General features: G+C 68.4%; 12 protein-coding genes. 1 reads left to right on the top strand and 11 read right to left on the bottom strand.

Annotation, left to right across the window (positions count from 1 at the left end):
• Positions 1 to 118: 118 nt before the first annotated feature.
• From OOK34_RS09485 to OOK34_RS09455, 7 genes are all read right to left on the bottom strand, one after another.
• Positions 119 to 1,117, bottom strand: a complete 999-nt coding sequence (locus OOK34_RS09485) for a hypothetical protein (RefSeq protein ID WP_267033424.1) — start codon at positions 1,115 to 1,117, stop codon at positions 119 to 121.
• 58 nt (positions 1,118 to 1,175) lie between these two features.
• The gene (locus tag OOK34_RS09480) at positions 1,176 to 1,613 is read right to left on the bottom strand and encodes an immunity 49 family protein (protein WP_267033423.1); all 438 of its coding nucleotides are present in this window, start codon (positions 1,611 to 1,613) and stop codon (positions 1,176 to 1,178) included.
• An 80-nt stretch (positions 1,614 to 1,693) separates the two neighbouring features.
• A complete protein-coding gene (locus tag OOK34_RS09475) occupies positions 1,694 to 2,569 on the bottom strand; it encodes an immunity 49 family protein (protein WP_267033422.1) in 876 nt (291 codons plus the stop codon).
• Positions 2,566 to 5,151, bottom strand: coding sequence for a hypothetical protein (locus tag OOK34_RS09470; protein WP_267033421.1), 2,586 nt, complete (start codon positions 5,149 to 5,151; stop codon positions 2,566 to 2,568). Before OOK34_RS09470 ends, OOK34_RS09475 begins: the two co-directional genes overlap by 4 nt.
• 148 nt (positions 5,152 to 5,299) lie before the next feature.
• Positions 5,300 to 5,707: a hypothetical protein gene (locus OOK34_RS09465; protein ID WP_267033420.1), complete on the bottom strand. Its 408-nt coding sequence runs from the start codon at positions 5,705 to 5,707 to the stop codon at positions 5,300 to 5,302.
• A 290-nt stretch (positions 5,708 to 5,997) separates the two neighbouring features.
• The gene (locus tag OOK34_RS09460; RefSeq protein ID WP_266576452.1) at positions 5,998 to 6,189 is read right to left on the bottom strand and encodes a DUF397 domain-containing protein; all 192 of its coding nucleotides are present in this window, start codon (positions 6,187 to 6,189) and stop codon (positions 5,998 to 6,000) included.
• Positions 6,190 to 6,202: 13 nt separating this feature from the next.
• Entirely contained in the window at positions 6,203 to 7,054 is an 852-nt protein-coding gene (locus OOK34_RS09455; RefSeq protein ID WP_267033419.1) for a Scr1 family TA system antitoxin-like transcriptional regulator, read from the bottom strand.
• 246 nt (positions 7,055 to 7,300) lie between these two features.
• Between OOK34_RS09455 and OOK34_RS09450 the strand changes: the two genes are divergently transcribed.
• Positions 7,301 to 7,738, top strand: a complete 438-nt coding sequence (locus OOK34_RS09450) for an ATP-binding protein (protein WP_267033418.1) — start codon at positions 7,301 to 7,303, stop codon at positions 7,736 to 7,738.
• A gap of 50 nt (positions 7,739 to 7,788) precedes the next feature.
• Here the strand turns inward: OOK34_RS09450 and OOK34_RS09445 are convergent, their stop codons facing one another.
• The 4 genes from OOK34_RS09445 to OOK34_RS09430 form a co-directional block, all read right to left on the bottom strand.
• The gene (locus OOK34_RS09445; RefSeq protein WP_267033417.1) at positions 7,789 to 7,968 is read right to left on the bottom strand and encodes a hypothetical protein; all 180 of its coding nucleotides are present in this window, start codon (positions 7,966 to 7,968) and stop codon (positions 7,789 to 7,791) included.
• A 270-nt stretch (positions 7,969 to 8,238) separates the two neighbouring features.
• On the bottom strand, positions 8,239 to 8,610 hold the full coding sequence (locus OOK34_RS09440; RefSeq protein ID WP_267033416.1) for a toxin-antitoxin system YwqK family antitoxin: 372 nt from the start codon (positions 8,608 to 8,610) through the stop codon (positions 8,239 to 8,241).
• A complete protein-coding gene (locus OOK34_RS09435; protein ID WP_267033415.1) occupies positions 8,610 to 10,991 on the bottom strand; it encodes a hypothetical protein in 2,382 nt (793 codons plus the stop codon). The genes OOK34_RS09440 and OOK34_RS09435 overlap by 1 nt, the downstream gene beginning before the upstream one ends.
• Before the next feature lie 276 nt (positions 10,992 to 11,267).
• Positions 11,268 to 12,419 carry an NAD(P)/FAD-dependent oxidoreductase gene (locus tag OOK34_RS09430; protein ID WP_267033414.1) on the bottom strand — a complete coding sequence of 384 codons (1,152 nt, stop codon included), beginning with the start codon at positions 12,417 to 12,419 and terminating at the stop codon, positions 11,268 to 11,270.
• Positions 12,420 to 12,492: the final 73 nt, after the last annotated feature.

Genomic DNA, 12,492 nt, shown 5'->3' with positions numbered 1-12,492 from the left:
ATGAGTCGAGCACAAGAAGTTCCGTGCTCGAGGCTGTCCTCTGCGGCCCACCAGTCAATGGCGGTGAGCCTCTCCACCACAGCGTTCGCGCGTGCATTGCTCACGGCCGGACGCGCCCTTACTCCAGCGCCAGTAGCGCCAGCTTCCCGAACTCGTCCACCTCGACCGTCGCATTCACCTCGGCCAGCCCTGCGACGGGATCAGCGGGACATCTGCCCAGCTCGACGAGCGCGGCGGTGGGAGACAGACCCTTGTCGTACGCCTCTTGCAGCCGGTCCAGCCAGACCAGGCCGGCCCGGTAGGCGTCCAGGTCGGCTGCGTCACGCGGCTCGAAGCTCGCGGCGGCCTCGGTGTCCGAGGCCCACAGGTACCCCAGTACCCCCTGGGATCCCATGACCGGGACGTACCGCACGGGTCCCGACGCCTGCCGCCCGTACCCGGCCGTGAACCTCGGGGTCTGGCTGAAGATTCCGTTCCGGTAGGGGATCTCGAAGCTTCCCCACACGTCGGACGGGGTGGTGCCATCGTGCTCGTAGTGGTTCTCGACACCTGTCGTGGTCGCAATCCCGAACCAGGTGGGGTCATCGGGGTCGGTCTCCATGCCGAACGCCTGGGAAAGCCCGGCCAGGGCTGCGGCCAGGCGGGGCCGGTTTGCGGCGAAGAGGGCCTCCTGCGCGCGGCCCCGCAGATCGAACGGCATCCAGGCATCCGAGAAGGTGATCAGCCACACCACGGAGAAGCCGTCGTCCACGTCGACGGAGACGGCGAACATCCCCTCCACGGGCTCGGGCCCCGCAGCGGTCTCCACCACGCCGTCGCACGTCGCGTAGAGCCCGACACCCCCCATCTTCCCGTCATCCAGGCCACGCCTGATCCCCTCCACCAGCGCCCCGTCACCCGCCACCCCCACGGGAAGGTCAGCCCGCAGCAAATCGTCCCGGCCGCCCCACTTCGACACGTGCACCGCCACGCGCCCGCCCTGCGGCACCCCCAGCTGGTGCCGCTCGAGGACGCCGAGGGTGAGGTGGAAGAGGCGTACGGCCTCATGGACGGGATCGGGATGCTTCCCGAATTCCCCCCAACTCCAGCGGGCCACAGAGGAAGTGGTGGTAATCAATTGGTGTCTCCCGTTCCTGTCCGCCCCAATGCCGGTACGGGGGGCGTGATTTACGTGCTCAGGGTGTCGAACTCCCCGACCCAGCTCCGTGCGATGAGGTGATTCGGAGGATTCGCAGCATGAGGTCCCGGTCGTCGCCCTCGAGCCCCTCCGGGTCGGTGCCCGCGATCGCGGCGTCGAGGGACACGCTCAGGTCGCCGCCGCGGAGCCACCAGGTCTGCAGGGTCTCGATCCACGGGTACACGTACTCGTCGTACCCGGCGCCCGGCGCCCGCAACAGCTCCAGTGGGACTTGGGCCAGGGCCGTCAGCCGCTCCGGCTCCCGGCAGGCGATCGCCAGCCAGAAGGCGTTGATCCAGTTCGCCGGGTTGGCGGCGTACTGCGGCCCGGTCGCCGGGAGGGTCCGCACCTCGTCCGTCGCCGCGTCCTTGTCGAGCGCCTCGGCGCGGCTCGCCATGCCGTTGGGAAGCGCATGGCGTTGCACGATCGAGTTCACAGGCTCCTCGGTGTGTATCTGTTGGGGGCATGGGCTCGACAGACCCCCAGTTTCCCTAGCCATTCTGCGACTTGATGCCGTCAGGTGGCGAACTCGCCGACCCAGGAGCGCTTCAGCAGGTGCACGGGCAGGTACGGGGACTCGACGTTGACGGGGATGCCGCCGTCGTAGGCGAGGCAGGTGACGGCGAGGATGCCGAGCGGTACGAGGCCGTCGATGTCGTTCGCGCGCTCGGGAGTGGCGGTCCAGTACTGCTTGTGGAGTTCGAGGGCTTCCAGGAGCGTGGCGTGGAAGCCTTCCTCGTCCTTCTTGAGGAACTTGTAGAAGAGGTTGATCGGCGGGTAGGCGACCTGCTGGATGTACTCCCGGCCCGCGATGACCGCGACGTCGGGGTGGGAGCGCTGGAAGGTCAGCGTCAGTTCCGGGACCAGCTCGGGACGCTTGAGCCAGTACGCCTGGAGCGTGGCGACCCAGTGGTAGAGGTAGTCGTCGTGGTCCGCGCCCGAGGCCCGCAGGACGTCGATCGGGAGCTCGCACAGCTCGGTCATCTTCGGCTGGTCGCGGGTGATGATCGCGTACCAGAACGCCTCGGTCCATGCCTCTGCGTTCGCGTCCCACGAGGGCCCCGCCGCCGGCAGGGTGCGCATCGCGTGGTGGATGCGTACCTCGGTGGTTCCCTCGGCCATCCCAGCCGTACGGAACAGCGCGGATCCCAGCTGCGCCGCCGCGACCACCGCCTCCCACGTGCCCAGCTCGGCGGCCTGTGGGTCCACCCCGAACCGGGCGCTGACGTTGAAGGTGCCGTCCTTCCACGCCGACCTGAGCTTCCGGGGCGATGAAGAGAGGGCGTCGAGGTCCTCGATCAGATCCTCGGTGAGTTCATCGACCCAGGCCGCGCTGGTCGGCCGCGGCTCCGAATGGCCGGCCACGAAGACGGTCATCGCTTCCCCTGTCATTTGGTGAGGTCGAAATGTCGAATAGTGTATCCGGCGTAAATTCCCGTGTTATCGGCTCCCTTGACGACGACGTAGTCGATTCGCGGGGGATCCGCGTCCAGCGCTGCCTTGAGGGCTTTGTACAGGTCCTTTTCGCTCTCGATGTCTCTTCCGCGCTTCTTCATTTGCTTCAGGATGTCCTCGAAGTACTCGCGGGTTCCCTGCGAGACACGCTTACCGCCGATCCGGCGTTCGCCCAAGTCCGTGGTGACGTGGCTCTTCGCCTCGACCACAACGTACCGGTCACCGTGCTTGTACACCTGGTCGAACTGGTCGTTGCCGTTGTCCGGGCCGTGCAGCGGTTCTTCCTTGGCCCCGGGGAACTCCTTCGGTATCGCGTGTTCCCTGGCTATGGCCTCGCCGTACGCCTCGCTCTTCTTGGAAAGGGCCTCGTGGAACGGTGCGTGCTCCGCCTTGGCCGCGTCGAGTGCGGCCTTGGTTTCCACCGTGTTGTGGGTCTTGTGGGCCGCCTTGGCTTCGCCGTAGGCGTCGTGGGGCCCCTTGTCGGCGGCGATGGCGTCGTGACGTTCCTTCGCTGCCTGGTCGAGCGAGTCCCGCATCTCCTTGGTGACGGAGGCGTCCTTGTGGCTGACCGAATCCGCCTTGCCCAGGTAGTCCGGCGGAACCGGCGGCGGAATGTCCGACTTCGGCACCCAGACGTCGGGAGCGGTCTCCACGAGCTGCGGCGGGACCAGACCGGTGTGGTCCGGGACATCGGCCCGCAGGCGGTAGCCGAGCTTGTTGTAGTACTGCTTGAAGTAGGTGTCCGTCTTGTCGTTCGCCCGGTAGACCTGGTACTCCATGATCTGCCGCTTCTCGGCGGCCGTGTACTTGTGCGCGTTCTCCCGGTGGGGCGGCAGCTCGGGCCGTTCCCCGTGGCCGGGCACTGACGGGCCGGGCCCGTCGCCGTGGCCCAGGTTGTCCGGGATGCCGCCGCCCTGGTGCGGGACCGTCGGGTTGTCGCCGTGGCCGCTGCCCGTGCCCGGGCCGTCGCCGTGGCCGCCGCCCGTCGGGGTGGTGTCGGTGTTGCCCCGGCCGCCGTTGCCGCCGGGTTCGGTGTGGCTGTTGTGCGGCATGTTGTCGGCGGTGCCGCCCGGGGTGTGCGTCGCCGTGCCGCCGGGGGTGTGGGAGGTGACGTCCGCCGTGTGGGCGCCCACGCCGACGGTGACTTCCTGATGCCTGGGGACTTCGGCCAGGGGGTGGTCCGAGCCTTTGGGGACGGAGGTGAGGTCCTGTTTGGGGAGGCCCTTGTGGTCCAGGAGTTGGTTGGTGGTCTTGTCGTAGTACTGGGGGCGGCCCAGCGCGTCGTCGGGCAGCCGCATCGTGTCGTCCGGGTGCGGGAACTTGACGCCCGGGGCGTCGGCCTTGGGGAGGTCCTTCCAGACCACGTCGTCGAGCTTCGGGAAGGCGCCGTCGACCTTGCCCAGGTTCGCGAACAGCTCGCCGATCTTGAGCTTATTGAGGGTGAGGGAGCCGGCCTTGACGACGTAGGTGATGGGGTCGATCAGTGAGCCGACCTTGCCGGCCGTCGAGATGGCCTTGGCGACCGTGCCCGTCTTGGCGGCTGTGCTGGCGCCGCCGGTGACGATGGAGGTCACGACGTTGAAGGTGACCGCGCCGGCCGCGCGGGCCGGGTTCTTGCCCCACTCGTCCCAGGCGACGAGGGCCTTGCCCGTCTCTTTCATCGCCTTGCGCGAGTCGCGAATCCAGGGCGGCAGGTCCTTGTCGTCGGCCGTCCAGAACATCGCGTTCGACGCGGGGAGCATGGTGGTGATGGCCAGACCGGTCGCCAGCTTCGCCAGGCCCGTCCAGGCCTGGCCCGCCGCGTCCGCGCCGTCGACGCCGACGAGCGTGCCGAGGCCGCGGACCGTGCCCCAGATGCCGTCGACGACGATGCCGTCCCAGACGAAGGATTTCACCCAGTGGTCAATCTCGTACCAGCGGTGGCTCTGCTCAAGCTGTGAACCCCAGGGCAGGTCCTGCGCCTTGTTGAGATCGGAGGCTTTGTAGCCGTACATGTTCGCGCCGTGCGAGCCGTCGTCGGCGGTCAGCGGTGGTGCGCAGTACAGGGCGCGGATCTTGTTCGCGCAGGTGCGTTCGGCAGCCCAGAAGGCGCCGGCGGCTGCGTTGACGTCGTGGATCAGGTCGTTGTTCTCGTCGACCTTCTTCTTGTCGTCCTTCCAGTGCTCGTCGCCGGTGATCTTGTTCGAGAAGGTGGTCGCCTCGGCCTGGAGCTGCTTGAGGCGGGCCACGATGGGGCGCGCCTCGGTGGCGAATTCGCCCAAGGCTTTGGCTGCTGACTCCAGTTGGTCCGCGACGAAGTCGCTCTCCGTCTTCACCGGATTCGTTGTCGCGAACAGCTGCGCCGCCTCCGGGGCGGAGTAGAAGGCGGACAGGCCCTGGAACTGGGAGTCGACGTTGGAGCCCGCGTCGCGGAGCGTGCCCGCTGCGGCCGATACTGCGGTCCTGTTGCGCTCCAGCGCGTCCAGGTCACCCGTGAACTGCGGGATGCTGCACGGGTTGATCGGTACGCGGTCCGTCACTGCTTCCCCGCCCCCCCCGGAGATCGATCTATGTGCGCGAGCCCCTGTCTACCTGCGAGGTGTTGCGAACACAAATGCGAAACGGGGTGGGGAGTTGAGTCCGGCCGGAAAGTGGCGGGCGGTGACCGGATGCGGTGTGGGGTCAGTTCTACGTGTGGTGCGGCGCGGGGTGGGTGGGGGTGAGGGCGAGGTAGTCGACGGGGCGGACGCGCCATTCGGGGCGCAGGCCGTTGCGCAGGACGATGCTGAAGCCGGCGGGTTCGCCGCGGTGGAGGGCGGCGAGGGCGTGGATGCGGCCGCCACCGTCGGCCCAGGCGAGGGCCCGGTCCACTTCCGTGGGGGAGAGGGCGAAGGGGTGCGTGGTCCGGATCTGGACGCGGATCAGGCGGATGGCCTCCTCCGGGGTGTCCAGCGTGGTGCGGTCGAGGAGCTCGGGGGGATCGTCGTAGGCGTCCGGGTAGCAGAGGGCCTCGAACCAGTAGCCGGTGAGGATCGCCACCGTGTGGTCCTGAGCCGGGGGTGCGGTGATGTGTGGGGTGTGGGGTCGCGCGAGCATGTGCAACTCCTGCCGTCGCGGAGAGTTGCCCCCTCCGGGCTGTGACGAGCAGCGGGGAGGGGGCAACTGATTCACTCCCCCTAACTGGCGCATGGGAAAGGGGAGTTACGTCGCTCGGGCCGAGCCGGGCGACGTGGTTCGACGTTAGCGCTGGCTGCAAGCCCGTATCAACTGTTTGACGCCTAACGGGTGATACGGCATATGTCAACTAGTTGTACGGCCTGTGCGGTGCGGGCATGGATCGGCCCCCTGTCCGTGGCGGGCAGGGGGCCGGAGGGGTCGCTGGAGTCTCAGGCGAGGTCGTCAAACTCGCCTGCGGCGGCTCCGTCGATGAAGGCCCTGAGCTTCGCTCGGGACGTCCTGATGACGACGCCGGGGTCATCGCTCTCGCGCATGAGGATCTCGCCATCCTGCACCGCGACTTCCAGGCAGTTGCCCTCGGCGTCCGTCGACTTCGAGGACTTGCGCCACTGAATTTCCACTGTTCTCACGCCTTCACACTTGTTGCGCCATCTCGCGAATGAAATCGCGAGACCGTTCGGGGTCGTACGCTCTTTCCTCCGTCCGGTCCAGGACGGCCCGGTAGTTGGCGAGCCTCGTCTCGGCATCGAGGAACGCGGGTCCGGTTGGAGTGTCCGTCTGGACGGTGTCGAGTTGTGGCACCGGGCCGTGTGCGTAAAGTGTCGAGCTTCCGGCGTTCGGGAAGCCGCCCACCTCGAACGGGATCACTCGTACGGTGACGTTGTCCCGTTCGGACTGCTTCAGCAGGTAGTCGAGCTGATTGCTGGTGATCTTGCGGTCGCCGAACCGCATCCGCAGCGCCGCCTCGTGGATCAGGAACGTGAAAGCGGGCGCGTCGGCGCGGTCGAGGACGTCGCGGCGCCTCATCCGATGAGAGAGGCGGCGACGCAGGTCGACCGGACGCAGTGCCGGAACCGCCTCCTCGAACACGGCGCGCGCGTAGTCCTCGGTCTGCAGCAGTCCGGGCATGTGCATGATCTGCACGGCGCGGATCGCGACGGCGTGGTGCTCGAGTTCGGAGAGGTCGAGGGCGCCGGCAGAGAGGTCGTCACGGTAGTCGTCCCACCAGCCCCGTCCGCGTTCCGCGGCAATTGCCGCGAGGGCGTCGACGTAGTTGGCGTCGGGGCAGGCGTAGTGGCTGGCCCATGTCCGGACGCGCTCGCTGCTCACGCCGAAGCGGCCGCTTTCGATGCTGCTCATGGTGGTCCGGTCGGTGCTCAGCTGCGCTGCCGCGTCCGTGAGTGAAATCCCTGCGTGCTCGCGGATCTTCCTCAGCTCGGAACCCAAGCGGCGCTGACGCGCGGTTGGGGCCTTCCTCGGTGGCATCGGCTCCCCTCCTGTCGGCTCTCAGTGTGGCCCGCTGGCGGGGGCGGGGTCTACCGAGTCCCACTCTTTAGTGGAATCAGTATCAAGCTTGATACGCGTTCGCTACTGTCGTCCTCGTAGCACCGCGTCGCACGCGCCAGTAAGACCGAAGTGCAGCCGCTGACATGCCTCTTGGGGCACATGTCACCTGGGGGCGGCCATTGCCACGGATGGCGCAGGCAGCGCGAACTCGTACCGCGTGGGGAGATGACTGCGATGAACGCGAGCGCTTTACGTCATGTCGAGCCGGCCCCGGAGGAACGGCTCACCTATCGGATGGTCGCGCCGAGTCGGGCCGATACGGCCCGGATCGCGCGGGACTGGGTGGTGTCCGTCCTGCGGAGTGCCGGATACCCGGAGCTGGCGGAGCGGGCGCGGCTGTGTGCGTCCGAGGTGGTGACCAACGCGTACCGGCACACCGATACGCCGGAGATCGCCGTCGAGGTCGCGCTGGTGGCTGGGTGCGTGACCGTGTACGTCTACGACTGCGCCCCCGAGCGGTGGCCGTCGGGGGTCGGGGCCGGGCTGATGGACCTGTGCGGGCGGGGGCTCGCGCTCGTCGCCGCGTACGCCGACGACTGGGCGGCCGTGGCGCAGGGGAGCAGCGTCAAGGCCGTCTGGTTCAGGCTCGTGGCACGGGCATGAGGCCGCCGCGCACCCGCCGCCGGGCTTCAGGAGGGGAGTAGGGGCTTTGCTCAGCGGTAGGTGCCGGGGCGGCGGCGTTCCGCGTGGAGGGAGTTGAGGGTGTAGCGGTTGATCCACTCGTTGATGCGGGCGGCCGGGCGGCCGGTGATCACCAGGCGGTGCGCCGAGTCGTCGGTGCGGACCGGCTGGATGATGCCGTCGCGGCGGCCGAGGCTGATGCACTGGGCCACGTAGCGGAACCGGAGCGGGAGAGTGCTTCGATGGACTCGGCGGCGTGCGCTCCGGTGGGCATCGCCGTCGCGCACGCCATGCGGAGCTCCCCGGCGCCGGGCACCAGGACGCCTCTGACCTCCCCCAACAGAGCAAGGGCCTTCGAAGCCCCACTCTCGGTAGCGTCGAGCACGGCGGGTGGCTCCCAGAGCCACTCCCCCAGGGGCTCGGTCGTGATCACAGGTCCTCACCCGCAGGCTCCCGGCGGGAGGGGGCGAGGCCCACGCGCCTCACCCCTCTTCGCGATGCCATTCGCGGACGAGGTTGCCTTGCTCGTCCCAGACGCTCTCCTCCTTCAGGGAGTAGATGTCGTCGTCGAAGAACTTTCGCGACTTGAGAACACCATTGGGGTGCCATTCCAGGAATTCACCCGATGCAGCACCGTTAAGAACCGTTCCCTGCAGCTTCAAGGCGCCGTCCGGATACCACATCCGAGACAAGCCGTTCCGGACCCCGTCGAGGTAGACGTCAAGGCAGACGATTTGTTCACCCTGATACTCGGCCACCTCCCCCGTGAACAACTCGTCTCGATAGAGCATTCGATGCCCCATATCGATGTCAACATCGGGATCGTCAGCGTCGACGCGCCGCACCGAGCTCATCACGGAATCCAATTCTCGTCAGACGGCGGATACCCCGTGAACCGGCCATGAGGCGAAGGAACGCCGGGAAGCATATGGTAACAGTTGGCACAGAAGGGGGCACCCCTGCCGATAACCCCCGTTGTTCTGTCCTTCATGAAGGGGAATTCAACGGAAGCCCGAATTTCCTTGAGCGCGTTCGCGCCGTCCGGCAACCCGAGTCGAGTGCGAGCCCACAGCAATTCGTTGGTGGCCTTCACTTCCGCGTGCCCCAGAGGCTTGTCCGGGTGAGGCTTGTTCGGAGCCATCTCCTCGTAAATCGCCCGAAGGGTCGGGTGCACCCGATCCTTGGGGATGACGTTGTCCGGGCGCCCGTTGATTCCCTCGATCGCGATGCCGGTTCGCGTGTCCATGACCGCACCCACGCAGGCACCCACATCGCCCTTGACGAATTGTTTGGCGTCCTTGGCATCCCGGTATACCTGCGCCCTGGACTCCGCGAGGGAATCGAGGTACTGATCAACAGGCTTACCGTCAATGTGGGTGATGACGTCATCGGCCACCGTGACGCGGGGACTGTCCAGGTCGAACAAGTCCAGCAGCTTTTCACCGTGGTCAGCCGGGAGCCTGCCGTCCGGGTCCGGCAGTCGGGTCTCCGGAGAAATCGCCTCGGCCGGTGTGGACGCAGTTCCGCGCTCAGGGTGATCCGCAGTCCCATCGTGACTGCCGGAATGAGGGAGATCCGAGTGGCCCTGCCCCGGAACGGACGGATCGTTCGTGTGACCAGAGCCGACGGGCCCGTCGCCCTGGTGCGGGATGCCGCCGTGGTCGCCGCCCGTGCCCGGGCTGTCGCCGTGGCCGCCGCCGGTGGGGGTGGTGTCCGTGTTGCCGTGGCCTGGGGTCGTGCCGTTGCCGCCGGGTTCGGTGTGGTTGTTGTGCGGCATGTTGTCGGCGGTGCCGCCCGGGGTGTGGGTGGTCGTGCCGCCCGGGGTGTGGGTCGTGGCGTCCACCGAGTGGGCCGGGGCGCCGACGGTGACTTCCTGGCGCTTGGGGACCTCGGCCAGGGGGTGGTCGGGGCCCTTGGGGACCGAGGTGAGGTCCTGCTTGGGCAGGCCCTTGTGGTCCAGGAGCTGGTTGGTGGTCTTGTCGTAGTACTGGGGGCGGCCCAGCGCGTCGTCGGGCAGGCGGACCGTGTCGTCCGGGTGCGGGAACTTGACGCCCGGGGCGTCGGCCTTGGGGAGGTCCTTCCAGACCACGTCGTCGAGCTTCGGGAAGGCCCCGTCGACCTTGCCCAGGTTCGCGAAGAGGTCGCCGATCTTCAGCTTGGCCAGCGAGCCGGCCTTGCCGATGTAGGTGATCGGGTCGATCAGCCTGCCCGCCTTGCCGGCCACGCTGATCACCTTCGCGACCGAGCCCGCCTTGGCGGCCGTACCGGCGCCGCCGGTGAAGACGGTGGTCAGGACGTTGAAGGTGACCGCACCCGCCGCGCGGGCCGGGTTCTTGCCCCACTCGTCCCACGCGACCAGCGCCTTGCCGGTCTCCTTCATCGCCGTGCGCGAGTCACGCAGCCAGCCCGGGAGCTGCTTGTCGTCGGCCATCCAGAACGCCGTGCCGACGCCCGGGATGGTGGTGATCGCCAGACCGGTCGCCAGCTTCGCCAGACCCACCCAGGCCTGCCCCGCCTTGTCCCAGCCATCGACGCCGACGAGGGTGCCCAGGCCGCGGATCGTGCCCCAGATGCCGTCGACGATCAGGCCGTCCCAGACGAAGGACTTCGCCCAGTGACCGATCTCGTACCAGCGGTGGGTCTCCTCCAGCTGCGAACCCCACGGCAGGTCCTGCGCCTTGTTGAGGTCCTCGCCCTTGTAGCCGTACATGTTCGCGCCGTGCGAGCCGTCGTCGGCGGTCAGCGGCGGCGCACAGTACAAGGCGCGGATCTTGTTCGCACAGGTCCGCTCGGCCGCCCAGAAGGCGGAGACGGCCGCGTTGACGTCGTGGATCAGATCGTTGTTCTCATCGATCTTGTCCCCGTCGTCCTTCCAGTGCTCGTCCCCGCTGATCTTGTTGGTGAAGGTGGTGGCCTTCGCCTGGAGCTCCTTCAGCCGCGCCACGATCGGGCGCGCCTCGGTGACGTACTCGCCCAGCGCCTTCGCCGCCGACTCCAGCTGGTCCGCGAAGAAATCACTGTCGGTCTTGACCGGCTTGGTCGTCGCGAACAACTGCGCCGCCTCCGGCGCCGTGTAGAACGCGGACAGGCCCTGGAACTCGGAGTCGACGTTCGAACCCGCGTCGCGGAAGGTGCCCGCCGCGGTCGCGATCGCGTTCCTGTTCGTCTCCAGCAGGTCAAGGTCGCCCGTGAACTGCGGGATCGTGCACGGATTGATCGGTACGTGGTCCGTCACTTCTCCCCCGCCCCCCGGAGATCGATTTATGTGCGCGAGTCTCCCTGTCTATCCCGTGGGATGTTGCGAACACAAATGTGAAAGGGGGTGGGGAGTTGGGTCCGGCCGGAAAGCGGTGGGCTGTGACTGGATGCGGTGTGGGGTCAGTTCGACGTGTGGTGGGTGGGGGTGAGGGCGAGGTAGTACGCCGGAGATCGCCGGCGAGGTCGCGCTGGTGGCTGGGTGCGTGACCGGGTACGTGTACGACTGCGCCCCCGGGCGGGGGGCCGCCGGGCTTCAGGAGGGGAGTAGGGGCTTGGCCCAGCGGTAGGTGCCGGGGCGGCGGCGTTCCGCGTGGAGGGAGTTGAGGGTGTAGCGGTTGATCCACTCGTTGATGCGGGCGGCCGGGCGGCCGGTGATCACCAGGCGGTGCGCCGAGTCGTCGGTGCGGACCGGCTGGATGATGCCGTCGCGGCGGCCGAGGCTGATGCACTGGGCCAGGTAGCGGAACCGGAGCGGCCGGGGCTCGCGGCCGCGGGAGAGCGCTTCGATGGACTCGGCGGCGTGCGCTCCGGTGGGCATCGCCGTCGCGCACGCCATGCGGAGCTCCCCGGCGCCGGGCACCGTCACGCGCGCCGCGTCGCCCACGACGAACACGTCGGGGTGGGACAGCGAGCGCATGGCTCCGTCCACCAGCGCGCGTCCCCGTTCGTCCACGCGGAGCCCGGCCTCGGCGGCCAGGGACGGAACGGTGAACGCGGCAGCCCAGACCACGACGTCCGAGGCCAGCTCGCCGCGGTCGGTCGACAGCCCGCCGCCGTGGACGGCTCGGACCCGGGTGTGCGGGTGCAGGCGGACGCCCAGGCCTTCCAGGGAGCTGCACACGTACGCCCGTCCGGCTGCGGACAGGCCGCCCCCGGGCTTGCTTCCCGTGACCAGGCGGACCCGCCAGGTGGCGCCGGCCGACTCGGCGAGTTCCGCGGCCAGTTCGATGCCGGTGGTGCCGCCCCCGACGATGGTGACCGTGCCGGTTCCGTGGGCCAGCCGGTCGCTGAGCTCCCGGGCCTGTTCCAGGGTGTAGGCGTGCTCGGTGATGCCGGGTACCCGGGTGGTGTCGGTGCTGCTGCCCAGGGCGTAGACCAGGCGGTCGTAGGTGAGGGTGGCGCCGTTGTCCAGGCGGACCGTGCGGGTGTCCGGGTCGATCGAGGCGGCCTTCGCCGTGACCGGGGTGATGTCCCGTCCGGCGACGAGTTCCCGCAGGGCGATGGGTGTTCCGGCGCGGCCGGCCGCCCGTTCGTGGAGCCGGATCCGCTCGGCGAAGCATTCCTTCGGGTCGACGAGCGTCACCCGGTGCCGGCGGCTGACGCGCAGGGCCGCCGTCATGCCCGCGTATCCGGCTCCCACCACCACGACGTGCTGCTTCTGTCCTGTGTCGGTCATGTTGCCCATGTCGGTTCTCCCCCGCCTGCACGGCCCTGCGGGGCTCCGTGCGGATGCCCCTCTGCGGATGGGACAGGCGGGT

It is taken from the genome of Streptomyces sp. NBC_00091, assembly GCF_026343185.1.
Taxonomy (GTDB): Bacteria; Actinomycetota; Actinomycetes; order Streptomycetales; family Streptomycetaceae; genus Streptomyces.
The sequence above is the reverse complement of the archived record's forward strand: the minus strand, read 5'-3'. Positions and strand labels throughout refer to the sequence as shown.